This is a genomic window from Aminobacter sp. BA135, assembly GCF_050859125.1.
In the GTDB taxonomy this organism is placed as follows: domain Bacteria; phylum Pseudomonadota; class Alphaproteobacteria; order Rhizobiales; family Rhizobiaceae; genus Aminobacter; species Aminobacter ciceronei.
In genome coordinates this window covers 124904-148613 of record NZ_CP139572.1, presented here as the reverse complement: position 1 = coordinate 148613, position 23710 = coordinate 124904, and the positions used below count along the sequence as shown (strand labels likewise).

Below are 23710 nucleotides of genomic sequence, written 5' to 3'. Positions count from 1 at the left end.
GAGCGCGCTGCGGCTTATCAATAAAGTTGGCGATAACCCATTTCTGGCCAGCGCCAAGGGCCGTTCGTAAGGTCCGGTCCATCGCAGGGCCTTGAGGCCCAGACAACAAGATCAGCATTGGCCGGCTAAAGGAGCGCTCCGATGGACATCCGCTCGAGCGATTTCACGCGACCGACACTCGAGCACCAGGGCACCACGCCGGTGTGGTGGCTGGTGCCGCCGCGCGAGATGCGGGACGAGACGCTGGGCGGCCATCTCGAACTGATCAGCGAGTTCGAGATTCGCGCCGGCGGTGAGGTCAACACCCACCACCACCCCACCTACGAATTCTATTTCATGCTCTCCGGCCGGGCGCTGATGACCATCGAGGACGAGACACGCGAGATCGGCCCCGGCGACCTGGTCAAGATTCCGCCCAATGCGCGGCACTCGATCAAGCCGGCGCACGAGCACAACGGCATCCGGGCGCTCGCCATGGCCTTCGGCGTCAAGGATGCGCCCGTCGTCGACTATTCGACCGACCCGGAAAGCTACTGACCCCTTTCATCCAGGCTGCGACCACGACAATGACCATCACCCTTTATGCGGGGCTCGCCGGCGACACCGATCCCGGCCGCTTCATGAGCTCAGGCCTGCTGCGCAGCCGTGACGGCGGCGCCTGGGAGCGGATCGAAACGGGTTTCCCCGATGTGCCGCAGACATTCGCGCTGCTCGCCGATCCCAGGCATCCGGGCGAAGTGTTCGCCGCCGCGCAGGACGGCATTTTCCGCAGCGCCGACCATGGCGACAGCTGGACCCGGCTCGACGCGCCGAAGCCGGAGTTCGCGGTGTGGTCGCTGACCCGTCATCCGCATGAGCCGGACACGCTGTTCGCCGGCTACGAGCCGACGGCGATCTTCAAGTCGACCGACAATGGCCGCAGCTGGCGCAACCTCGACGTCTCGGTCGGCTACCCCGACATCACGGCCGGCATGCCAAGGCGCATCACCCGCATTGCCGTCGACCCCACCAATGCGGACAGGATCTACGCCAGCATCGAGATCGGCGGCCTGATCATGTCGGAGGACGGCGGCCGCAGCTGGCGCCAGGCGCTCGACGGGCTCTATGTCGTCGAGGATGCCGTCGACCTGCATTCGGTGCTTGTTGGTGCCGAGGGCAAGGTGTCGGTGACGACACGTGTCGGCGCTTTTCAGAGCAGCGATCATGGTCGCCGCTGGCGCAAGCTGCCGGTGCCGGCACTGCGCGAAAAGGGCTCCTATTGCCGCGTCCTCGGCCAGGGCCCGGCTGACACGATCTATCTCGGCGCCGGCAACGATTTCGATGGCGACCTGGGCGACTTCTTCCGTTCTACAGATGGCGGCGCGAGCTTCCAGCGCCTTGATCTCGGCGCGCCCCTGAAGAGCACCGTCTTTGCCATGGCTGTCGACCCGACCGACCCGAAGCGGCTCGTCTGCTCGGACAAGTTCGGCCACGTTTTCCTGAGCGACGATGCCGGCGACAGCTGGCGTGCGCATCCGCTTCCCCGTGGCATCGGCCATGTCTTTTCCATCGCCATCGGCTGAGGGGCGCATCATGGCCAATCCGTTCAAGCAACGCCTTCTGCGGGACGAACCCGTCGTCGTCCTCAACCCCGACCATCCCTCGCCGGCATTGACCGAGTTCCTCGGCCGCCTCGGCGTCGACGGCGTGTTCATCGATTGCGAGCATGGCACGGCCTCGATCCAGACCGTACAGGACATGTGCCGCGCGGCGCGTGCGGCCGGCCTGCAGTCCATCGTTCGGCCGGAAGCCAATCTAGACCATCTGCTCACCCGCTACCTCGACGCCGGCGCCGGCGGCCTCATCGTGCCGCATGTCGACGATGCCGACGGCGCCCGCAGCATCGTCGCGGCGGTCCGCCGTGCCCGGCCGCAGAACCATGAGGATACCGTGGTGGTGGCGATGATCGAGTCCCTTGAAGCGGTCGACAACCTCGACGCCATCGTCGCCGTCGAAGGCGTCGACGTGTTCTTCATGGGCCCCAACGACCTGTCGCACTCGATGGGCCTGAACGGCCAGACCCATCATCCCGACGTCAAGCGGCTCGTCCTCGACTGCGCCGCAAGGATTCGCGCCGCCGGCAAGGTGCCGGGCACGCTGGTGACGCGTGACACGGTCGCTGCCTTCGTCGGCGGCGGATGCCGCTTCCTCTACGAGCACGCCAACAATTTCCTGATCACCGGAGCCAACGACTTCCGGCACATAATGAAAGAGAGCAACATATGAGCAAGATTGAACGGCTGCGCCAGGGCGAGCGCATGTCGCAGATCGTCATTCACGGCGACACGGTCTATCTCGCTGGCCAGACGGCCACCGATCCGGTGCCGTCCGTCGCCGAGCAGACCCGGCAGATCCTCGCCAAGATCGACACCTATCTCACTGAGGCCGGCACCGACAAGTCGAAGATCCTGTCGGCCAACATCTGGCTCACCGACGTCGCCACCTTCGAGGAGATGAATGCCGTCTGGGATGCCTGGGTCGCCAAGGGCAATACGCCGGCGAGGGCAACAGTCGGCTCGCCGCTGGCGCGGCCGAAGAACCTGGTCGAAATCGCCGTCATCGCGGCGCGTTGAGCGCTGCGCCAAACCTCAACTGAAAACCCGGTCCGAACCGGCAAGCGCTTGCTCGACCTGTCGAGCGGGAATGCCGGCCTGCGGCCAGAGAAAACGGAAGGACTGCCATGTCACGTCAATTGGGAGTGGGGCTCTACGGGGCCGGAAATATTGTCCACGACGGCCATGCGCCGGCCGTGGCGGCGGGTGCCTCGACCAGGCTCGCCGCGGTTTGCGACATCGACGAGGCGCGCGCCCGGACGCTGGCCGACGCCTATGGCGGCGCCAACATCTACACCAGCCTGGACAAGATGCTCGCCGACCCGTCCGTCGACATCGTCATCATGGCAACGCCCAACAACCTGCACCGCCGCGATTTCGAGGCCTGCGCCCGCGCCGGCAAGCATGTGCTGTGCGAGAAGCCGCTGGCCGTCACCTATCCCGACGCGCTCGCCATGGCCAGGATCGCCGAGGAGCACAAGATCGTGCTCAAGACCGGCTTCAATCAGCGCTACCTCAACCAGATCCGCCTGGCTAAGCTCGCTATCGAGGCCGGCCTGATCGGCGAGGTGTTTTCCTTCCGCACCGTGTTCTCGGCCAAGTGGGACAACTGGGTCGACGGCAGCAATTTCCGCTGGAATCTCGAAAAGTCGGGCGGCGCCACCACCAACGACAACCTGATCCACCGCTTCGACATGCTGCGTTACCTGCTCGACGACGACTATGCCGAGGTCGTGGCCGATGTCAGCCACTGCGTCATCCCGCCCGTCGTAGACGACAACGTCCACCTCATGGTGCGCACCAACAAGGGCGCGCGCGGCTCCTTCATCGCCGACCGCTATTCGCCGGTGCTCGGCGATGCCACCGAACTCTACGGCACCAAGGGCTCGCTGTTCTTCTGGACCAATGCCGGCTCGCCCTTCTTCGACGTCCCGCTGGCGATCAACACCAATGTCCCGATGAACGAGCTGCCGGAAGAGATCCGCAAGGCCGTCTACCCGACCGCGCGCTCGAAGCAGAACCGCCATGTCTGGGACGGCTGGCTGTCGATCTGGCCGCCGCGCAACGAGTGGGACACCTATGCCGAGCAGCTCGCCGGCATGGCTGAGGAAATCCTCTCCGGCACCCGCGACGGCATCGGCGCCACCGGCTTCGACGGCGCCCGCGCCACCGAACTGGTCCATGCCGCCTACAGCTCGCAGATTGCCCGTGCCTGGGTGTCGCTGCCTTTGGCCGACGACGCGCCCTTCGCATTTCCCGATTTCGAGGGCCCCGGCTCCGAGGCCAAGGCGGGCCGGTCATGATCAGCGCCGGCTTCTACAGCACCTTCCTGCACCAACTGCCGGTTGCCGATCTCGCGGGCAAGCTGTCGCAGGCCGGCTACAGCTCGGTCGAGCTCAACGGCGACCTGTGGAGCAACGGCTTCGTGCCGCATGTGACGCCGGCGCTCGATGCAACCGGCCGGGCGGACGTCGCCCGCGCCATCGCGGATGCCGGCATGAGCATCTCGGCATTGAGCGCCTGCCTGCATCTCGCCAAGGAGACACAGGAGGAACGCCGCGCCGGCATCGACTATCTCAAGGCATCGGTGGATCTGGCCTGTGACATCGGCGCGCCGATGGTCTGGGTCTTCACCGGCCGCGCCTTCGGCGGCATCGACATCGCCACGGCGCGAAAGTACCTGGCGGCGGCACTGGAAGAGGTCTGCGACCACGCCAGGGATCGCGGCGTCAAGTTCGGCATCGAGGGCTGCTCGATGCACATCGTCGCCAAGTCCGACGAATATCTCGACCTGTTCCGGGCGATCCCGGGCTCCGATGTCCGCGTCGCTTTCGATCCGACCCATTTCCAGCTGCGCGGCGAGGATCCGGTCAGGGCGGCGGAGCTGCTGTTCGACCGCATCAGCAATCTCCACGTCAAGGATTCGGTCGGCCTCTATCCCGACTTCAAATGCGTGCCGCTCGGCACCGGCGAGGTCGACCTGAAGGCCGTCACCGACACCTTGAGGCGCCTCGGCTACGCCGGTTCCGCCTCGGTCGAATATGAATCGCACCTGTTCGGCTGGGAGATCCCGGCCGACGACGTCATCCGCGACAGCCGCGCCTTCCTGCGCGGGCTCGGCATCTGAACGGGAGACGTTAATGTCGCGCTCGCCTATCGGGCCGTTCAAGGAGTTCGACGACTACGACGCGCTCGGCCTTGCCGATCTGGTGCGCCGCCGCGAGGTCAGCTCCCGCGAACTCGTCGAGACGTCGATCGCCCGCATCGAAGCGCTCGACGGGGTGCTGAATGCCGTCGTCATCCGCTGTTTCGAACAGGCGCTTGCCCTTGCCGAGACCGCGCCACCCGCCGGACCCTTTGCCGGCGTGCCCTATCTGGCCAAGGACCTGCATACCTCCTGGGCCGGCATTCCCTCGACAAACAGCATCTCGTCCTTCGCCGGCAGCGTGTCCCAGTCGGATTCGCTGATCACCCAGCGGACCAAGAACGCCGGCTTCATCCTGCTCGGCAAGACCAACACGCCGGAATGGGGCTGGTCGCTGACGACAGAGTCGCCGATGCACGGCCCGGCGCGAAACCCCTGGGCCTTCGACAGGACACCGGGCGGTTCGAGCGGCGGGGCGGCGGTGGCGGTCGCGGCGGGATATCTTCCGCTCGCCGACGCCGGCGACGGCGCCGGTTCCACCCGCGTGCCCGCTGCGATCAATGGGCTTGTCGGCCTCAAGCCGTCGCGCGGCCGCATTTCGCCGGGACCCGAGGCGGCCGACTTCTGGTTCGGCGGCGGACAGTCCTCATGCGTGTCGAAAACGGTGCGCGACACAGCGGCCATGCTCGACGCATTGCAGGGCGGTTATCCGGGTGAGCCCTATTACATCAGGGAGCGCCCGTCGTTCCTCGACAGCACTGCGCCCTCCAATCGGCGTCTGCGCATCGGCTTCAGCCCCAACAACCCGCGTGGCGATGCCAACAGCACCGTCGTCGACGAGGCCGTCTGCGATGCAGCGCGGCTCTGTGGCGCGCTCGGGCACGAGGTCGAACCGTTCGATTTCGACTATGACTTCGAAGGTTTGTGGCGTGCCTATACCGGCATGATCCGGGTCCAGACCGCGGCTCAGTTCGACGATCATGCCCGGGCGCGGGGTGTTCCCAACAAGCCGTCCGACATGTCGGCGACGATCTGGACGACGATCGAACGCGGTCGGGCGACCAGCGCCATCCAGCACAGCCGCGACATCGAGGCGATGCGCCGGCATTCCCGCCACATCGCCACGCTGACCTCGCGCTATGACGTCGTGCTGCTGCCGGTCCTGCCGCAGGGTACGCGCCCGCTCGGCTATTACGACATGTCCAAGGACATCGACGCCTATGACGCCTCGGCGATGGGCGAGGACACGGTCTACATGATGCCGTTCAATGTCTCGGGCCAGCCGGCACTGTCGCTGCCGCTCGGCATGGACCGTTCGGGCCTGCCACTCGGCGTCCAGCTTGTCGCCCCACCGGCCGGTGAAGCCACGTTGATCGAGCTCGCGGCATCACTTGAACGGGCCCGCCCCTGGTATGATCGGCGCGCGCCGTTCCATGCCGCCAACGGAGTTGGCGGCAGGTTCTGACAATCAGTGCCGGACGCCGTTCGCCATGTGATGGGCGAACGGCCGATCGAAATGCGCCGCGCACAATTTGCCCAGGCGCTCGAGGTCCTGGTCCTCCAGCGCCTTGACCATCTCGTCATGTTCGGCGAGCGCCGGCTCGACGAGGGTGTCGGTCATCAGGCTCGCGGCATCGATGCTGCGCATGCCGGCATCACAATCATGGATCGAGCGGGCAATGAACTCGTTGCCGGTCGCCTCCAGCAGCAGGTCGTGGAAGGCGCGGTCCTGGACATAGGCGAGTTCGAGATCGCCGACCGAAATGGCCGAGCGATGGATCTGCCTTGCATGTTCGAGCTTGTTCATCAGCACCGGCGACACCGGCAGGCGGATGCGCTGCACGGCGGCGGCGATCAGAAGCTGGCGCACGTCGTGCAGCTTGATCAGATCGTCGGGTGACAGGTGGCGCACCACCGCACCGCGATAGGGTTCGAGCTTGACCAGCCCGGTGCGTGCCAGTTCCTGCAGCACGGCACGTGCGACGTGGCGCTTGACGCCGAGGCCGTAGACCAGCTCGTCCTCCATGATCCGCTCCTTGGGCAGGATGCGGCCGAGCACGATATCGCGCTCGATCTTCTTGGCGACATTGCCGACGATCTCGGACGAGCGCGTCGCGCCGGACTGGCGGGCCCGCGCGCCAAGCGGCTTGAGCAGTTCCTCCAGCTTGCGGGCGGTTTCGGCCAGGTCGATCGCCGAAGGCCGGCGACGCATGCGCTCGGCGCGGTGCAGGCGCTCGACCGCATTCTCCGACAACGGCATCGCGGCATCGGCGACGCGCTGCATCTCGTCCATGTCGCCGCTGCCGTGCAGGATGACGTCGCAGCCGGCCTCCTGCGAGGCGCTGACCTGCGCGTCGAGTGGGTGGGTGCGGCTGATGTCGGAGACGTCGTCGCTCATCAGCACGCCGTCAAACCGGATCATGCCGCGGATGATTTCGTCGATGACGGTGCGCGAGGCGGTGGCCGGCGCGTCGCGGTCGATGGCCCGGTAGATGACGTGGGCTGCCATGGCGCAGGGCATGTCCTGCAGCGAACGGAACGGCACGAAGTCGGCCGACTGCATTTCGTCGAGCGAGGCATTGACCACCAGCAGCGCCTCCGACTTGTCCTGCCGGGCGCGGCCATGGCCGAGGATATGCTTGATGACCGGCAGTACGCCGCCGGCCAGCAGCCCCTCGCAGGTGGCACGACCCAGAATGCTCGCCATTTCAGGCGTGTCACCCAGCGCCCGGTCGCCGATCACCAGGTCGCCCTTGCCGATCGGCAGGTCAAGCACAGGCGCGATGTTGATGTCGATGCCGAGGTCGAACAGTTCGGCCGCGACGAGGCGTGCGTTGAGGCGCACGGCATCGAGCGCGCGCTTGACGTCGGTGCGGGCGATCTGGGCGAACAGCGAGGCCGGCGGCGGGGCGCGCCAGTGCGGCGGCGCCAGCCGGGCGACGCGGCCGCCCTCCTGGTCGATCAGCACGCGCACGTCGCTGCGGCCGACGCTTTCGCGCAGTTCCGCCACCAGCGTGCGCAACTGTGCCGGATCGGCGCAATTGCGCTTGTGCAGGATAAAGCCCCAGGGCTGGGCGGCACGGAAGAAACTGCGTTCGGCAGCGTTCAGGCTGGTGCCCGAGCAGCCGAACACCACGGCCTTCGGTTGGGTTCGGTCAATTGTCAGCGGCATGGTCATCACACTCTCGGCGGACTGCACAAGACCGACTTGTCGCCACCACGGCCATCAGCTTGGCAGAAAAGCTGCCGGCACGGAAGCCGCCAGCGCCCGTACCCGCCGCCTGCCGGTCACGACAGCTCCTGCCGCTGGCGCCCGAAGACCACCGTGACGACGATGGCGACAAGCACGATCCAGATCGTCGAGATCACTGCGGCCTGAGGGTCGACGCGGTCGCGCAGGCCGAGGAACATCACCTTGGTCAGCGTCGTGTTGGCGCCGCCACCGACGAACATCGACACGATCACTTCGTCGAGCGACGTCAGGAAGGACAGCAACGCCGCCGACAGCAAGGGAAAACGCATCTGCGGGATGACGACAGAAATCATCGTCCGCCACCAGCCGGCGCCAAGGCTGCGCGAGGCCTTCTCCTGGGTGAAATCGAAGCGGGCAAAACCGGCGGACAGGATGACATAGGCGGTCGGAATGGCGATGACAGTATGCCCGAGCCAAAGGCCCGGGAACGAGCCGACGAGATGCAGGCGGGCCAGCACGAAGAACAGGCCGATGGCGACGAGGATCGGCGGCACGGTGGCCGGCATCAGGAGAACGCCATAGAGCGGCAGCCTCGCCCAGCCGAGCGAACGCGTGGTGGCGTAAGCCGCGGCAAAGGCGATCGGCACGGCAACCGCGGCGGTGACGGTGGCCAGCAGGAGGCTGGTCTTGGTCGCCGGCATCCACAGGTCGGACTGCCAGTACTGCTGCCACCAGCGCAGCGAAAATTCGGTCGGCGGGAACTGCAGCAGTTCGGAGGCCGAGAACGACATCGGCACCACGATCAGTGAAGGTGCCAACAGGAAGGTCGCCACCAGCGCGGTGAAAATGCCGATCGCCAGCCGCAGCGGCCAGGAGACGTCAAAACCGTCAAACATTGGCAGCTCCTCCGAGGGCCTTGATGCTGCGGCGGAGCAGGAAGGTGACCAGGAACACCAGCCCGACCGACAGCAGCAACAGCACGCCGAGCGCACTTGCCGCCGGCCAGTCGGACAGCACCGAGACGTTCTGCTCGATGCGGGTCGAGATCATCGGTACGCGGCCGCCGCCGAGGACGGCCGGTGTGACATAGAAGCCGAGGCTGAGCACGAACACCAGCACGGCGCCGGCGAAAATGCCGTTGGCGGCCAGCGGCAGGATCACCGCCCGCAGGGTCAGGAACTTGCTGGCGCCGAGGCTGGCTGCCGCGCGGATGATATTGTGGTCGATCTGCTTAATCGCCGCATAGACCGGCAGGATGAACAGCGGCAGCATCACATGGGTCATGCCGACGATGGTGCCGAAGAAATTGTTGATCAGCGGCAGCGGCTCCGAGACCAGCCCGGTGTCGATCAGGAAGCTGTTGACCAGGCCGTTGCGCTGCAACAGCACCGAGAGCGCGTAGGTGCGGACCAGCAGCGCCGTCCAGAACGGCAACATCACCACGAGCAGCAGGACCGAAGCGAGCCGCTGGCCGGCGCTGGCCATGACCAGCGCGAATGGCGTGCCCAGGAGCATGCAGGTCAGCACCGTCATGCCGCTGACCTGGAAGGTGGTCAGTACCGAGCGCGTATAGACCGGAGTGCTCAGGATCCTGAGATAGGTGTCGAGCGACACAGAGCCGTCGGGCCGGGCGATCGATATCCAGAACATCGCCGCCAGCGGCACGACGATGGCGATGGTGACCAGCAGCACCGCCGGCAGCGCCAGACCGAAGAAGCCGATCTGCGCCAATTTGCGGTCCCGCCGCAGGAGGGCCGAGTTGTCGAAGGCGCCGTCTGCCGCCGGCAAGGTCATAGCCGGCGCGCTCATGCGTCGATCACCGGGATCAGCGCATCGCGCCGCACATGCAGCTTGAGCGGCGCACCTTCGGCCAGCGCCTCGAGGTTGAAATTCGCCGCCTCGGCAGCGGCGATACGCGCCGAGACGGCTCCGCCGTTCGCCAGATCGACGGAGATGAGCCAGCTGTCGCCCTGGAACACCGTGCGCGTCAGCGTGCCACTGAGTGATACATGGTCGTGGCCGCTGGCATCGGAAAGTGACAGTCTTTCGGCGCGGATCATCAGCTTGCGGCCAGCACCAGTGGCATCCCGCTCCGGGGCAACGAAGCTTTCCACCGCATCGAATTCGAGAATGTTGGCCTCGCCGAGGAACTCGGCGACGAAGCGCGACGTCGGCCGATGATACAACGAAGCCGGCGTGCCGAGCTGGCGGATGACACCGTCGCGCATCACGGCAATGCGATCCGACATCGTCAGCGCCTCGCGCTGGTCGTGCGTGACATAGACGGTGGTCAGCCCTAGCCGGTCGTGCAGCTTCCGAATCTCATACTGCATCTGCTCGCGCAGGTTCTTGTCGAGCGCCGACAGCGGCTCGTCCATCAGCATCAGCCGGGGTTCGAACACCACGGCGCGGGCGAGCGCCACACGCTGCTTCTGCCCGCCGGACAACGTGGCGATGTCACGTTCGGCCATGCTGGCGAGATCGACGATGTCGAGCGCCTTTCTGGCGCGCTCGGAAGCCTCTGCGCGGCCGATGCCGCGGACGCGCAGAGGAAACATGACGTTGGCAGCAACATTCATGTGCGGAAACAGGGCGTAGTTCTGGAACACCACGCCGATGCCGCGCTTGTTGGCGGGCAGGCGGACAAGGTCGCGTCCATCGACGGAAATCTGTCCGCGATCAGGCCTGACGAACCCGGCAAGCGCCATCAGAAGCGTGGTCTTGCCGGAGCCCGAGGGGCCGAGAATGCTCAGGAATTCGCCGCGCCCGACGTCGAGGCCGACGTCGTCGAGGGCGCGGAAGGATCCGTAGGCTTTCGAAAGATTGCGGATTTCGATGAACGCAGCACTTGTCATGTCGCTTGAGCCGACCTGTTCCTGCCGCGCTCAGCGCGACATCATTTCCTGGAAGCCGAGCTGGGCTTCGCCAACATGTTCGACCCACCATTCATTGCGCTGGGCAAGCTGGTGCGCGGCGTTGTCGGGATAGGTCGGCAGCTTCTTCGAGACGTCGTCGGGGATGAGGCCGGTCTCGTAGGCACGCTTGTTGGCCGCACCATACTTCACCCCGACCGAAAACTTGGCCTGGGCTTCCGGCTTGGACATCTCGTTGATCATCTTCATCGCTTCGGCGGCATGCGGGGCTCCGACCGGCACCGCCCAGCAATCCATGCTCATGACGCCCTGGTTGAAAGTGTAGTCGATCTTGGCCCCGTCCTTCTTGGCCGCTTCGAAACGGGCGTTCCAGCCCACCGACATGTCCACTTCCTTGTCTTTCATCAGCTGCGCATGCTGCGCACCCGAATTCCACCACACCGCAATGTGCGGACGCAACTGCTCGATCTTGTCGAGCGCGCGCTGCATGCCGCCCTCAGATCCCAGCACCTCGTAGACCTTGTCCATCGGGACGCCGTCGGCAAGCAGCGCGATCTCGAGTTGCGCCTCGGCGTCGTTGCGCATGGCGCGGCGGCCCGGGAACTTCTCGACGTCCCAGAAGTCGGCCCAGCTCTGCGGCGCCTTGTCCTTGTAGGCGTCGGTGTTCCACGCCATGACCCAGGAGAAGATCAGCGCCGAGATGCAGTATTTCTGCGCCGTGCCTTCTATGAAGTCCTTGGAGTCGATGACGCTGTAGTCGAGCGGCATGAACAGACCCTCGCGGCCGCCCTTTTCGGCCTGGAAGGCGTTGGTCTGGACGAGGTCGAAGGTCACCGCATTGGCCGCCGCCTGCAGCTTCACCGAGGCATAGGCATCGTTGATGGTTTCCTCGCGCACGGTGTTGCCGAGCGTCTTGGCCGCCGGTCCCCACAGGGTCTCGCGACCGACCTCCTGGATCACGCCGCCACCGACGGCGACAGTCACCTCAGCCGCCTGGGCGGCCTGGCCTGCAATGCCCCACGCGGCAAGCAGCGCACAGGCAGAAAGAGAGTTCCTCACATTTTTCCGGATCATGGCAATTCCCCACGGGGCTGGTTTTCGTCCAGCAGTTTTCTTTTCCCTGAACAGCACTGGAAGGCTTGGTTTGCCCGGTGTTCAGCGCCCTTGGCTATGTCGCCAGGGCCAGGTCCAGAATTACCGTAGGGCATGTTTGGCAGGTATCCGCGATTTATCGATCGGCTTATCGATAATTTTGTTCTCGCTATTTCCCAAGTCTCGCCGGCGGCCTTCGCAAGCGCCGCGGGCCCGTCACGCCGATGAGGCGTCACCCGGGCAGGCTGCGCCGGTCCATCTTGTCGCGACAGGCCAAGGTTAGGAGGCGAAGCCATCGCCAGGCTTGCGAGGCCTGCAAGCCGATGTTCCCGCCATAGTTGAGCCGAGGCCCGGTTGCACCGTGCCTGCCTGGTGGGGGGATCCATGGCAGCGGCACGTCTTGCTTCGATAATGCTGGGTTTGGGCTTGAGTGTCGCGGCCCCACCCATGGCACATGCCATCGTCGAGCTCGATGCCGTCGTGAGGCCGAGCCTTGCAGCGTCTCAAAGAGCCTGGATGAATTGCGCGCTGAACACCGCCGAAGAGCTGCTAGCCATGGCTCCTGCCCTGAACTCGCCTGCCATCGCCGACAGGGCGATCGCCTCCTGTCGCAAGGGCGAAGACCTCATGGAGGAGGCCATGTTCGACGACGGCAGCATTTTTCGGGACTACAACCCCGTCACGCGCATGGCTGCCAGGCTCCGCAAGGCACTGATCGAGTATCTCGACCATTCCCGCAGCGCGGCGCCTGCTGTGAATCCATGAAACGCGCGTGCTGGAACAGCGAAGGCCTGCCGGGAGGGGGTCGCGGCAGGCCCCACTGATAGAGCGAAAAGGTGGTTCTGGATCTTCGCTCCAGCACTTCAACTCGCTGGGCCGCGCAGAGTTCCTCGCCGCATCAGCAAATGGCGCTTTCCATCGAAGTCAGTGGGAGTGATGGAAGCTGGGTGTCGCTTCCGTCCGCGCAACAATGCAGCGTGGCGTCGAATTGGCTGGCAGCTGCCCTTCCCCGATTCACGCAAGCTGCTCTCCAGGCTGGCGATCGTATGTAAGACGGAGCAAAGGCCGAGCCTCGTCTCGGCGAAATGGACGATGTCCTGTCCTCGGATGCAGCCAGGGATTCACCATTCGTTAACCCAAGCCTTGCTCATCATCTAATTTTAGTGCTCACTCATATTGCTGAGGGGTTCTCCGGCGGGATGGCGGACAATGAGGTATCGGGAAGTACAGGAGCAGCTACGGCTGGTTGGAATTCTCATGAGCAAGAGGGGCGGAAGCCATCGGGTCAATCATTTCGGTGGTGGCCCGGAGACGGCATACGTCACACCGGACCTCGACGAGGCCCTCCGCGCCGGCCTGTCCATGGCCAGACCAAAACATCTGCCCAAGAACTGGTGCATGCTGCGCTAGCGGGAACCAGCGTTCATCGTATTGGGGCAAGACCATCGAGCAGATAGTCGAGGCCCTTGCGGAAGGCGCCGTCCCAATCGTTGTCCAGCAACAGGCGGGAGCGTTCGATCGTGGGATAGCGTTCGCTGAGTCCGGCGAGGCGTTGCTGTGCTTCGGCCTGGTCGTCGTCGGTGCGTTCGAAGCTCGCCCGGGTGATGGTCGAGCCCATCACGTGGTTCCACAGTGACCAGATCGCGACGTTCAGATCTGCATCCGCTACACCTGCTTTGGACAAGGCGTTGGCAAGCAATTCCAGGCGACCGAGGATGTTCGGGCCGAGTGCCCGGCGCGGCAACAGCGATGCCGACCAGGGATGGCGCAGCATGCTGGCGCGCCAGTCCTCGAGCACATGTCCGGCCTCTTGCCGCCACCCCTGGGATTCGGCCCTGTCGGACGGCGCGCGGTATTCGAGCACCTTGTCGAGCGCAAGGTCGAAGACGTCCTCCTTGTTGTCGACGTGCCAGTAGAGGCTCATCACCCCTGAGCCGAGACGATCGGCCAACCGGCGCATCGTCAGTCCGTCGATGCCTTGGGTGTCCAGCAGCTCCACCGCGGTCGCCACGATGCGTTCCAGAGACAGGGGCGGCTCGCCGCGCGGCTCGCGCGTCGGTCTTGGCGACTTGCCGGGCTGAGGCCGTTTTTTGCCGCTGCGTTCGACTGCCATCCGTCGTCCCCACTTGCGCCACGATTTCTGAATTCGCTGCCGATATTCGTTTTGCAGTCGGACGTCGCAAATCGAAAGGCCTGAAATCAATAAGTTGCCGTCATCACGGCGCGGAGTTCTGCCCGTCGCCTGATTTCCAATTCGAGCGAAAACACCGTTCGTGAGCCTCGATTTTGGCAGTCGACGTCAGGAAAGTCGATGCCCGGCAGTTGACTCGTACAATGTACCATAGGACTAATCGCACATCGTACGAGTCATCCTGACGACGATGGGCCGAGTTCGATCATGCGGCCGCCAGCGGCGGGCCGCGGAACCAAAGAGAAAAATCATGTCACGCAAGATCAAGCATCTGCTTGTCGGAGGCCTAATCACCATGACCATGTCACTTCCCACCGCGACGACGGCCAACGAGAGCGATCTCAGGCTGACAATCGTCAACCCCGAGAACCTCTACGACCCGACGCAGAACGGCTACAGCACGGCGGTCATCGTTCCCGCCGGTGCGCGTGTCGCCTACATCTCGGGGCAGGGCGGCCAGGACGCCACCGGCAGCCTGTCGCCCGACTTCGCCGTCCAGGTGAAGCAGGCCTATGCCAATCTGCGTAGCGCTCTCGACGCTCTCGGCGCAAAGCCCGACCAGGTCGCCAAGCTCACCGTCTACGTCGTCGACCACGACATGTCGAAGCTCGGCGTGCTGACGGAGAACGTCAAGGCGATGTTCGGCGACACGCTGCCGGCACAGACGCTGATCCCCGTCCCCAAGCTCGCCGTCGACCCAATGCTGTTCGAGGTCGAGGCTGTCGTCTTGCTGAAATAGTGGTGGCTCGCCCGGCGCGACTGATGCGTCGGCGCACGATGTTTGACCGTCAATCGGGAGGCCGGCCTCACCGGGTCGCGCATCCCGTTGAACCTGGAATTTCCAACCGGAGAAACGTCAGTCCTGGAGAGCAGAATAATAAAATTGACATCGACAGCCAATAAATATAAAAACCGGCTGTCGATATTTGCTTGTTCGATTTTTGTTATTGCGCAAAATCGCTGTGCGCCAACGAACATCCCTTCAAATAAAATCGCGATGTAAAACAGCCACGCACTCGCCTGGTTGTCGATGAATATTGCCATGAAAGGGGTTTGTTATGACCACTGGCACAGTGAAATGGTTCAATGCTACCAAGGGCTTCGGCTTCATCCAGCCTGACAACGGCGGTCCGGACGTGTTCGTCCACATTTCCGCGGTTGAGCGGGCCGGCATGCGTGAAATCGTCGAAGGCCAGAAGATCGCCTACGAGATGGAGCGCGACAACAAGTCGGGCAAGATGTCTGCCGGCCAGTTGCAGGCCGCCTGATCGGTCTTAGTGCCCTTCGGTGACCACGGATGTACTGGCACCGTCACAGGGCGCGATCGACTTACAAAAGCCAGGCAGTTTGCCTGGCTTTTTTGTTGGCAGCGTTCAGTCCTCTTTTCGAGAATGTAGGGATAACAAGCATGACTGATTCCCAGAGCAAGGCACGAGAGCAAGCCGAGTCAGCCTTCGGCAAGACGCAGTCGCAATCTCTTGCCCGCAACCGGATAAACTCGGAGATCGACGAGGTCGTTCAGCAGCGCGAGGAAAAGACGTTGCGCTTGCGCGCTCTGCGGCTGGAAAGGGAAGCCACCGAGCTTGCCGCCGGCCCATCTTCCGTTCGCGAGCGCGCAGCCGGCAAGAAGTAAGAAACAGATATTAGATCAGTGGCCTAGGTGATCAAAGTTGCTGGCGGAGAGAGCGGGATTCGAACCCGCGTTACGGTCTCCCGTAAACACACTTTCCAGGCGTGCGCCTTCAACCACTCGGCCACCTCTCCGCATGCGCGCTGTGCGCCGGCTGGTTATGCCGGGCCGGTTGGGAGTGCGCGCGTCTCCTTGGCGTCGGCTCGTCGAGCCGTCATTAGGGTGCAGCCAACCTGCCGGGCACCCATCGCCTGCCACCGAACACATTAGCGTCCGGCTGCGGGGCTCATCTAGTCGATCCTGCGCCGCTTGCCAAGCGCTGACGTGGCAAATGTTATCAGGCAAAACGATCGTCGTGCTGCGCAGCGCCGGCAAAGCCACGATCCGCAGCGGCGAGGCGCCTTGCTGGCACCGTCGCCGCCCTTCTTGCAAGTGCCTGGCGCTCTGTCACAAACTGTTTTGAAGGGCAGGGGGAGATTCGATGTCGTCAGAGAGCGAACCGTCCGGCTGGGACATCTGGCGCTGGCTGCCGGTGGCCTGGCTGTGCCTCGTCATGGCGCTCAGCGCGCGCGGCATCGACGCCAGCTTCGCCATCATGCTGGATTTCTCGATGCCGTCGGCAGTGCTGGGGCTGATCTATGTCTCGGTCGCCTTCAGCGCGGTGACGATCGGCTGGGGCATCTACCTGCTCGTGCTTGCCTACAATCGCGATCCCAGGTTCCGGCGCGCCTTCACCATCTGGCAATGGGCGATCATCGCCTTCCTCGTCCTCAAGCAGGTCTATATTCTTGTCATGCCGAATTTCGCCTTTGGCCTCGTCGGTCTTGCCTGGGACGGCGGCGAGGTCGCCATCGGCCTTGCCATGATCTGGCTGGTCGGCCGACAGGACCAGCCACAAGCCTTGTTGAGCAGCGGCCCGCACGAGCGGCCGCGTCTGCTGGTTTCGATCGTCGCCGCCATCATCGGCGTCATCGTCGGTGCAGCAGTTGGCGCGGGTGTCGGGCTCGCGCTGGGCACGGGCATTTCCGAAGCCACCGATATGAGCTGCTTCGAGGGCGCCTGCGGCTATTTCGTCGTGCTGATTGGCCTCGGCGGCCTGCTGGTCGGCGCGGTTGCCGGCGGCATCTTCGCTGTCTGGCGGGCCAATCGTCGCAAGCCGAAGCCGCCAGTCCCACCGCAAACGCCTGTCAATTAGCCGTGTCTTCGATTGCACCCACCGGCGGTGCGGCCTATTTCTCGTTCATAACCGATATCCAGGACCGCCGATGATCCGCTTCGTGTTCCGTCTTGCCGCCGCAATAGCGCTTTCGGTCGCCGTCATCATGGCCGTGCTCGACGCCACCCGCACCGTCGCCGTGTCACGGTTGGTGATGACGCCGCTCGATACCAGCTGGTCGACGGCCTCGCCCGATACCCTTGCCGCGACCGAGACATTCGTCCGTGACAAGACCGGCCCGGCTGTCTGGGACAGCGTCGTCGTGCCGGTGCTCAACCAGCCGGGCTTCGCGGTCTTTGCCGTACTCGCCTTCCTGCTCTACGCAATCGGCCACCGGCGCCGCGCCGGCCGCTTCACCGGCGAGGTCTGACGCCCACGGCAGCAAGCTTCGGCGCAACGACGAGGAGGGAAGGCAGATGTTTTTCCTGAGCGACATGCTGAACAAGAAGCTCAAGCTGCCGACGTCTGGCGAAGCGCTGCCCGGCCGCGCGCGGGCGATTCCGACCGCATCGAAGCACTACGTCTCCAGGCGCCCGCTCAAGGGGCCATATCCCGAAGGCTTCGAGCAGGCGCTGTTCGGCCTGGGCTGCTTCTGGGGTGCGGAGCGCCTGTTCTGGCAGATCCCAGGCGTGTGGGTCACGGCAGTCGGTTATGCCGGCGGGCTGACGCCCAATCCGACCTATCAGGAGACCTGCACCGGCCTTACCGGTCATGCCGAAGTCGTGCTGGTGGTCTACGACCCCGCTCAGGTCAGCTACGGCGAGTTACTGAAAATCTTCTGGGAGGCGCACGATCCGACCCAAGGTATGCGCCAGGGCAACGACGTCGGCACCACTTACCGCTCGGCGATCTACACATTCTCCGACATCCGGCAGGCCGAGGCGGTTGCCTCGCGCGATGCCTATCAATCGGCGCTCAAGGCTGCCGGTCGCGAAAAGATCACCACCGAGATCGCCGCAGCACCTCAGTTCTACTTCGCCGAAGACGATCACCAGCAATACCTTGCCAAGAATCCCTATGGCTATTGTGGCCTCAAGGGCACCGGCGTTGCTTGCACAATCCCCGATAAGGCAGCCGTTTAGACATTCGTTTCAGACGCCATTTGCGATGCCTGTGCATTTTTCCAAAAGGTCAAGATTCCGCGTGAATTTTGTCTTGGCCCGTGCAAGATATGGCCATGCGCGGGGGGAGAGATCCTCGCCATAGGCCGTGCGGCAGCCGGAGGAACGGCTCGCGCGGCGATTGCAAAAAAGACAACCGACAGGGTGTGGATCACATGAAACGTATCGTCCTCGGCCTTCTGGCGGCCACCGCCATGTGCCTTCCGGCGTTCGCTGCTGATGTTCAGCCGGCGCTGCTCTACGATCTCGGTGGCAAGTTCGACAAGTCGTTCAACGAAGCGTCCTTCAATGGCGCCGAGAAGTTCAAGGCCGAGACCGGCATTCCTTATGTCGAGTTCGAAGTCTCCAACGCCTCGCAGCGCGACCAGGCCCTGCGCCGCTTTGCCGAGGATGGCCGCAATCCGATCGTCATGGCCGGCTTTGCCTGGTCCGAGGCGCTCGCCAAGGTCGCTGCCGACTATCCGGACCTCAAGTTCGCCATCATCGACATGGTCGTCGAAAAGCCCAATGTGAAGTCGATCGTGTTCAAGGAGCATGAAGGCTCCTACCTCGTCGGCGTCATGGCAGCCCTTGCCTCGCAGTCCAAGAAGGTCGGCTTCGTCGGCGGCATGGACGTTCCGCTGATCCGCAAGTTCGGCTGCGGTTATGTCGGCGGCGCCAAGGCTGCCGGTGCGACCGAAGTCATCCAGAACATGACCGGCGACACGCCTGCCGCCTGGAACGACCCGACCAAGGGTGGCGAAATCACCAAGACCCAGATCTCGCAGGGCGCTGACGTGATCTACGCTGCGGCCGGCGGCACCGGCGTCGGCGTGCTCCAGGCTGCTGCTGACGGCGGCAAGCTCGGCATCGGCGTCGATTCCAACCAGAACGGCCTGCAGCCGGGCAAGGTGCTGACCTCGATGCTCAAGCGCGTCGACGTCGCCGTCTACAACGCCTTCATGGATGCCAAGAACGACAAGTTCGAAGGCGGCATCAACAATCTCGGCCTCAAGGAAGGTGGCGTCGACTACGCCATGGACGATAACAACAAGGCGCTCGTCACCGACGAGATGAAGGCAGCCGTCGAAAAGGCCAAGGCCGACATCATCGCCGGCACCATCCAGGTGCATGACTACACCTCGGACGACAAGTGCCCCTATTGATCCCTGCCTGAATGAAACGCGCCGCCGGACCCTGGTCCGGCGGCGTCGATCATTGTGGGCCAGTCCTCGGGACGGCAATCGATGTTCACCGTGACCGGAATTGGCGGCTTCTTCTTTCGCGCCAATGACCCTCAGGCGCTCGCTGTCTGGTACGAAAAGCACCTCGGCATTTCAGACATCTCGCGCGCTGTCTGGAAGCAGCAGGCGGGGCCGACGATCCTTGCGCCCTTCAACCGGGACACCGAATATTTCGGCCGTCCGGAGCAGCAATGGTTGATCAATCTGCGTGTCGACGACCTCGACGCCGCAATGGCCGATCTGAAGGCAGCCGGCATCGCGGTGGAAACGCGGGCGGAGTGGGACTCCGAGGTCGGCCGGTTCTGCCGGGTTCACGATCCTGAGGGCAATCCGATCGAGCTGTGGCAGCCATCCGAAGCGGCTGGTCTGGCCTGAGGCTTGGCTCTGGCGCGGCGTCACCAGTGGGGCGGCTTGGTCACCGGCGTGTCGGGTGCCGTCTGTTCCTCGATCACCAGAAAGCGTTCGGTGAGGGCGTCGAGCTTCTTCTGCATCCGCTCGATGATCTTCCATTGCTCGGCGATCTGGCCGGAAAGCTCCTCGATCGTATGCTCCTGTTCGGCGGCGCGTATTTCGAGCGTCGTCAGCCGGTCATCGGGCGTGGTCATGGTCGATCCTCATTGGGGCGATCCTCATTGGGCCGTCATATCGGTCGTTGCCTCGAAATCGGCCATGGGTCGGTCAATTCCTCGGGGTCACCGGGCGAGCCGATTGGCAGGGCAGTATCGGCGTGCTAGCTCTTTCGGCAAGCCATAACAAGAACATAAGAAACCTGAGGTGGGACGGTCGTATGGCGGAAGCAGCTATCGAACTGATCGGCATCAACAAGAGTTTTGGTGCTGTCCGCGCCAACCGCGACATCGCGCTCGAGATACCGCGCGGCACCATCCACGGCATCATCGGCGAAAACGGCGCCGGCAAATCGACGCTGATGTCGATCCTCTACGGCTTCTACCAAGCCGACAGCGGCGAAATCCGCGTCAATGGCAAGCCGACGAACATCAAGACGCCGAACGACGCCATCGCCGCCGGCATCGGCATGGTCCACCAGCACTTCATGCTGGTCGAGAATTTCTCGGTGCTGGAAAACGTCATCCTCGGCGCCGAAGGCGAGGCGCTGCTCAACAAGTCCATCGCCAAGGCGCGCTCCGAGCTGCGCCGGCTGGAACAGGAATACGGCCTCGAGGTCGATCCCGATGCGATCATCGAGGAACTGCCTGTCGGCCTGCAGCAGCGCGTCGAAATCCTCAAGGCACTGTATCGGGGTGCTGAAATCCTTATCCTCGACGAGCCGACTGGCGTGCTCACCCCGGCCGAGGCCGACCACCTGTTCCGCATCCTCCAGCAGCTCAAGGAACAGGGCAAGACGGTGGTGCTGATCACCCATAAGCTGCGCGAGATCATGGCCATCACCGACAACGTGTCGGTAATGCGCCAGGGCACGATGGTGGCGACCCGCAAGACCAGCGAAACCACCGTCGAGGAGCTGGCCGAGCTGATGGTTGGCCGCCGCGTGCTGTTGCGCGTCGAAAAGGGCGAGGCCACGCCTGGTGCCGTCAAGCTTTCGGTCAAGAACCTGACGGTCAAGGATTCGCGCGGCGTCACCATGGTCGACGACGTATCCTTCGACATCCGCGCCGGCGAGATCGTCGGCATCGCCGGTGTCGCGGGCAACGGCCAGTCGGAGTTGATGGAAGCCGTTTCGGGCATCCGCAAGGCCGTCTCCGGCACCGTCATGCTCGACGGCAAGCCGATCGACCTGACCGGCCAGGCCGACCCTGGCGAATTGCGCGACCGTGGGCTGGCTCATGTGCCTGAGGACCGCCACCATGTCGGCCTGGTGCTCGCCTTCGACGAAAGCGAGAACTCTATCCTTGGCTATCACGACAAGCCGCAATATCTCAAAGGCCCCTTCCTCAATCTCGATGCGATCCAGAAGGACGCACAGGAAAAGATCAAGAAATACGACATCCGTCCGGCCAATCCGCGGCTCAAGACCGCCAATTTTTCCGGCGGCAACCAGCAGAAGATCGTGCTCGCGCGCGAGATCGAACAGGACCCCGGGGTGCTGATCGTCGGCCAACCGACCCGCGGCGTCGATGTCGGCGCCATCGAATTCATCCACAAGCGCCTGATCGCCATGCGCGACCAGGGCAAGGCGGTTCTGCTGGTCTCGGTCGAGCTCGACGAGATCCGCTCGCTCTCCGACCGCATCCTGGTAATGTTCGCCGGCCGCGTCGTCGGCGAGCGCGGACCCGAAACCGGTGAAGGCGAGCTTGGGCTTCTGATGGCAGGCGTCGAACACAAGGAGGCCGCCGAATGAGCACGCCTTACGCAAAACTCCCGGCCTGGGCCGATTATGGGCTCATTCCCCTCATCAACCTGCTCGTCGCCTTCGTCGTCGCCGGCCTCGTCGTGCTGCTCGTCGGTGAGAATCCGCTGCGTGCCGCCGTCATCCTCGTCGAGGGCGCCTTCGGCAGCGGCCAGGGCCTCGCCTACACGCTGTTCTACGCCACAAACTTCATCTTCACCGGCCTGGCCGTCGCGGTCGCCTTCCATTGCGGCCTGTTCAACATCGGCGGCGAGGGCCAAGCCTACATCGCCGGCCTCGGCATCGCCATCGTCGTCCTCGCCTTCGACAGCACGCTGCCCTGGTGGGTCGTCTTCCCGATGGCGATCATCGCCTCGGCGCTGTTCGGCGCGCTCTGGGCGCTGATCCCGGCCTATCTTCAGGCCAAGCGCGGTTCGCACATCGTCATCACCACCATCATGTTCAATTTCATCGCCGCTTCGGTGATGGTCTACATGCTGGTCAACGTGCTGAAGCCGGCCGGCTCGATGGCGCCGCAGACGCGCCAGTTCGTCGAAGGTGGGCAATTGCCCAAGCTCGGCTGGCTGCTCGCCGAATTCGGCCTGACCGTCAGGCCCTCGGCGCCGCTCAACATCTCGTTCCTTCTGGCGCTGGTCATGGCCTTCGTGGTCTGGGTGCTGATCTGGCGCACCAAGCTCGGTTATGAGATCCGCACCTTCGGCTTCAGCTCGAAGGCCGCGCGCTACGCCGGCATTTCCGAAATCCGGATCATCATCGTCACCATGCTGATTTCGGGTGCGCTCGCCGGCATGATGGCGCTCAACCCGATCATGGGCGACCAGCACAACGTGCCGCTCGACTTCGTCTCCGGCGCCGGTTTCGTCGGCATCGCGGTGGCGCTGATGGGCCGCTCGCATCCGGCCGGCATCGTGCCGGCGGCGGTCCTGTTCGGCATGCTCTACCAGGGCGGCGCCGAGCTCGCCTTCGAGATGCCGAACATTTCGCGCGACATGATCGTCATCATCCAGGGCCTCGTGATCCTGTTCGCCGGCGCGCTCGAGCACATGTTCCGCCCGGCCATCCAGGGCATCTTCGCGAGCTTCAGCCCGCGATCCGTCGGCATCACGGCGACCAAAGGGGAGCGCGCCTGACATGGAATTCATCGACGCGCTCATCAACATCCTGAACTCGACAATCCGCGTTTCGGTGCCGCTGCTGCTTGCCTGCCTTGCCGGCCTCTATTCGGAACGCGCCGGCGTCTTCGACATCGGCCTCGAAGGCAAGATGCTGGCTGGCGCTTTTGCCGGCGCGGCCGCTGCGGCGGTGTTCGCGTCGGCATGGATCGGCCTGCTCGTCGCCATACTGGTTTCGGTCGGCATGGCGCTGGTCCACGGCTTCGCCTCGATCACCCATCGCGGCAACCAGATCGTCTCCGGCGTGGCGATCAACTTCATCGCCGCCGGCTCGACGATCATCCTCGGCCAGGCCTGGTTCCAGCAGGGCGGGCGCACGCCTTCGCTGCCGCCGGAAGGCCGCTTCGGCGCAATCAACCTGCCTTTTGCCGACGCGCTGCGCGACGTGCCTGTCATCGGACAGCTCTATTCCGGCCTGCTGTCGGGCCACTCGCTGTTGACCTATGTCGCCTTCCTCGCCGTGCCCTTCACCTGGTGGGTGCTGTTCCGCACCCGCTTCGGCTTGCGCCTGCGCGCCGTCGGTGAGAACCCGGCGGCCGTCGACACCGCCGGCATCTCGGTTGCCTGGCTGCGCTACCGCGCCGTCATCTGCACCGGCATCCTCACCGGCCTCGCCGGCTCCTACATGGCGCTCGCCCAGAACGCCGGCTTCGTCAAGGACATGACCGCCGGCCGCGGCTACATCGCGCTCGCCGCATTGATCTTCGCCAAGTGGAAGCCGGTGCCGGCGATGTTTGCCTGCCTGTTGTTCGGTTTCCTCGATGCGCTGTCGATCCGCCTCCAGGGCACGCCCTTGCCGATCATCGGCAAGGTGCCGGTACAGCTGATGCAGGCGCTGCCCTACATCCTCACCGTCATCCTGCTCGCCGGCTTCATCGGCAAGGCCATCCCGCCACGCGCCGGCGGCGTGCCTTATGTGAAGGAGCGCTGATC

Annotated in this window: 27 protein-coding genes and 1 tRNA gene; 20 read left to right on the top strand and 8 right to left on the bottom strand. The window is 64.2% G+C overall.

Translation table 11 applies throughout. The annotated features are described in order from the left end of the window. The first annotated feature begins 141 nt into the window (after positions 1-141). The 7 genes from SLT36_RS00770 to SLT36_RS00740 all read left to right on the top strand — a co-directional run bounded on the left by SLT36_RS00770 (position 142) and on the right by SLT36_RS00740 (position 6202). On the top strand, positions 142-537 hold the full coding sequence (locus SLT36_RS00770) for a cupin domain-containing protein (RefSeq protein WP_115729520.1): 396 nt from the start codon (positions 142-144) through the stop codon (positions 535-537). 29 nt (positions 538-566) lie between these two features. Next, the gene (locus tag SLT36_RS00765; RefSeq protein WP_432285348.1) at positions 567-1562 is read left to right on the top strand and encodes a hypothetical protein; all 996 of its coding nucleotides are present in this window, start codon (positions 567-569) and stop codon (positions 1560-1562) included. 10 nt (positions 1563-1572) lie between these two features. Further along, a complete protein-coding gene (locus SLT36_RS00760; RefSeq protein WP_432285347.1) occupies positions 1573-2265 on the top strand; it encodes an HpcH/HpaI aldolase family protein in 693 nt (230 codons plus the stop codon). Continuing rightward, positions 2262-2612 carry a RidA family protein gene (locus SLT36_RS00755; RefSeq protein WP_067954718.1) on the top strand — a complete coding sequence of 117 codons (351 nt, stop codon included), beginning with the start codon at positions 2262-2264 and terminating at the stop codon, positions 2610-2612. Before SLT36_RS00760 ends, SLT36_RS00755 begins: the two co-directional genes overlap by 4 nt. A 107-nt stretch (positions 2613-2719) precedes the next feature. Then, a complete protein-coding gene (locus SLT36_RS00750; protein ID WP_432285346.1) occupies positions 2720-3895 on the top strand; it encodes a Gfo/Idh/MocA family protein in 1176 nt (391 codons plus the stop codon). Next, positions 3892-4719 (top strand): sugar phosphate isomerase/epimerase family protein, encoded by an 828-nt coding sequence (locus SLT36_RS00745; protein ID WP_432285345.1) that lies wholly within the window; start codon positions 3892-3894, stop codon positions 4717-4719. The genes SLT36_RS00750 and SLT36_RS00745 overlap by 4 nt, the downstream gene beginning before the upstream one ends. A 13-nt stretch (positions 4720-4732) precedes the next feature. Beyond that, a complete protein-coding gene (locus SLT36_RS00740; protein ID WP_432285344.1) occupies positions 4733-6202 on the top strand; it encodes an amidase in 1470 nt (489 codons plus the stop codon). A 3-nt stretch (positions 6203-6205) separates the two neighbouring features. Here the strand turns inward: SLT36_RS00740 and SLT36_RS00735 are convergent, their stop codons facing one another. The 5 genes from SLT36_RS00735 to SLT36_RS00715 form a co-directional block, all read right to left on the bottom strand. Next, complete coding sequence (locus SLT36_RS00735; RefSeq protein ID WP_432285343.1) at positions 6206-7915, bottom strand: glycoside hydrolase family 3 N-terminal domain-containing protein; 1710 nt, start codon at positions 7913-7915, stop codon at positions 6206-6208. Positions 7916-8025: 110 nt separating this feature from the next. Continuing rightward, positions 8026-8826, bottom strand: a complete 801-nt coding sequence (locus tag SLT36_RS00730) for an ABC transporter permease (RefSeq protein WP_432285342.1) — start codon at positions 8824-8826, stop codon at positions 8026-8028. Continuing rightward, entirely contained in the window at positions 8819-9739 is a 921-nt protein-coding gene (locus SLT36_RS00725) for an ABC transporter permease (protein WP_432285341.1), read from the bottom strand. Before SLT36_RS00725 ends, SLT36_RS00730 begins: the two co-directional genes overlap by 8 nt. Continuing rightward, complete coding sequence (locus SLT36_RS00720; protein ID WP_432285339.1) at positions 9736-10785, bottom strand: ABC transporter ATP-binding protein; 1050 nt, start codon at positions 10783-10785, stop codon at positions 9736-9738. The genes SLT36_RS00725 and SLT36_RS00720 overlap by 4 nt, the downstream gene beginning before the upstream one ends. Positions 10786-10815: 30 nt before the next feature. After that, a complete protein-coding gene (locus SLT36_RS00715; RefSeq protein WP_432285338.1) occupies positions 10816-11877 on the bottom strand; it encodes an ABC transporter substrate-binding protein in 1062 nt (353 codons plus the stop codon). A 402-nt stretch (positions 11878-12279) separates the two neighbouring features. Here SLT36_RS00715 and SLT36_RS00710 point away from each other — a divergent pair, with 402 nt between their 5' ends. Beyond that, the gene (locus SLT36_RS00710; protein WP_432285337.1) at positions 12280-12660 is read left to right on the top strand and encodes a hypothetical protein; all 381 of its coding nucleotides are present in this window, start codon (positions 12280-12282) and stop codon (positions 12658-12660) included. A gap of 492 nt (positions 12661-13152) precedes the next feature. Further along, positions 13153-13305, top strand: coding sequence for a hypothetical protein (locus SLT36_RS00705; RefSeq protein ID WP_245431856.1), 153 nt, complete (start codon positions 13153-13155; stop codon positions 13303-13305). Positions 13306-13318: 13 nt separating this feature from the next. Here the strand turns inward: SLT36_RS00705 and SLT36_RS00700 are convergent, their stop codons facing one another. After that, positions 13319-14008 (bottom strand): TetR/AcrR family transcriptional regulator, encoded by a 690-nt coding sequence (locus SLT36_RS00700; protein ID WP_432285336.1) that lies wholly within the window; start codon positions 14006-14008, stop codon positions 13319-13321. A gap of 328 nt (positions 14009-14336) precedes the next feature. Between SLT36_RS00700 and SLT36_RS00695 the strand changes: the two genes are divergently transcribed. The 3 genes from SLT36_RS00695 to SLT36_RS00685 all read left to right on the top strand — a co-directional run bounded on the left by SLT36_RS00695 (position 14337) and on the right by SLT36_RS00685 (position 15719). Next, positions 14337-14825 carry a RidA family protein gene (locus tag SLT36_RS00695; RefSeq protein WP_432285335.1) on the top strand — a complete coding sequence of 163 codons (489 nt, stop codon included), beginning with the start codon at positions 14337-14339 and terminating at the stop codon, positions 14823-14825. A 319-nt stretch (positions 14826-15144) separates the two neighbouring features. Further along, positions 15145-15354: a cold-shock protein gene (locus tag SLT36_RS00690; protein ID WP_115729494.1), complete on the top strand. Its 210-nt coding sequence runs from the start codon at positions 15145-15147 to the stop codon at positions 15352-15354. Between the two features lie 140 nt (positions 15355-15494). Beyond that, a complete protein-coding gene (locus SLT36_RS00685) occupies positions 15495-15719 on the top strand; it encodes a hypothetical protein (RefSeq protein WP_432285334.1) in 225 nt (74 codons plus the stop codon). Between the two features lie 41 nt (positions 15720-15760). On the opposite strand, the gene SLT36_RS00680 is transcribed toward SLT36_RS00685, so the two are convergent. Continuing rightward, a tRNA-Ser gene (locus SLT36_RS00680) sits at positions 15761-15850 on the bottom strand. A 347-nt stretch (positions 15851-16197) separates the two neighbouring features. Between SLT36_RS00680 and SLT36_RS00675 the strand changes: the two genes are divergently transcribed. From SLT36_RS00675 to SLT36_RS00655, 5 genes are all read left to right on the top strand, one after another. After that, positions 16198-16911, top strand: a complete 714-nt coding sequence (locus SLT36_RS00675; protein ID WP_432285333.1) for a hypothetical protein — start codon at positions 16198-16200, stop codon at positions 16909-16911. A 70-nt stretch (positions 16912-16981) separates the two neighbouring features. Next, entirely contained in the window at positions 16982-17302 is a 321-nt protein-coding gene (locus SLT36_RS00670; protein WP_067954665.1) for a hypothetical protein, read from the top strand. 46 nt (positions 17303-17348) lie between these two features. Further along, positions 17349-18014, top strand: a complete 666-nt coding sequence (msrA, locus tag SLT36_RS00665) for a peptide-methionine (S)-S-oxide reductase MsrA (protein WP_432285332.1) — start codon at positions 17349-17351, stop codon at positions 18012-18014. Positions 18015-18208: 194 nt separating this feature from the next. Continuing rightward, on the top strand, positions 18209-19198 hold the full coding sequence (locus tag SLT36_RS00660; protein ID WP_432285330.1) for a BMP family lipoprotein: 990 nt from the start codon (positions 18209-18211) through the stop codon (positions 19196-19198). A gap of 81 nt (positions 19199-19279) precedes the next feature. After that, the gene (locus tag SLT36_RS00655) at positions 19280-19651 is read left to right on the top strand and encodes a VOC family protein (protein WP_432285328.1); all 372 of its coding nucleotides are present in this window, start codon (positions 19280-19282) and stop codon (positions 19649-19651) included. A gap of 20 nt (positions 19652-19671) precedes the next feature. Here SLT36_RS00655 and SLT36_RS00650 read toward each other — a convergent pair whose 3' ends face one another. Next, the gene (locus SLT36_RS00650) at positions 19672-19881 is read right to left on the bottom strand and encodes a SlyX family protein (RefSeq protein WP_432285327.1); all 210 of its coding nucleotides are present in this window, start codon (positions 19879-19881) and stop codon (positions 19672-19674) included. A gap of 182 nt (positions 19882-20063) precedes the next feature. Between SLT36_RS00650 and SLT36_RS00645 the strand changes: the two genes are divergently transcribed. Genes SLT36_RS00645 through SLT36_RS00635 form a run of 3 tightly spaced genes read left to right on the top strand, consistent with a single transcriptional unit; the run spans position 20064 to position 23708 of the window. Continuing rightward, a complete protein-coding gene (locus tag SLT36_RS00645; RefSeq protein WP_432285326.1) occupies positions 20064-21596 on the top strand; it encodes an ABC transporter ATP-binding protein in 1533 nt (510 codons plus the stop codon). Next, entirely contained in the window at positions 21593-22735 is a 1143-nt protein-coding gene (locus tag SLT36_RS00640) for an ABC transporter permease (RefSeq protein WP_432285324.1), read from the top strand. Before SLT36_RS00645 ends, SLT36_RS00640 begins: the two co-directional genes overlap by 4 nt. Before the next feature lies 1 nt (position 22736). Beyond that, complete coding sequence (locus SLT36_RS00635) at positions 22737-23708, top strand: ABC transporter permease (protein ID WP_432285323.1); 972 nt, start codon at positions 22737-22739, stop codon at positions 23706-23708. Positions 23709-23710: the final 2 nt, after the last annotated feature.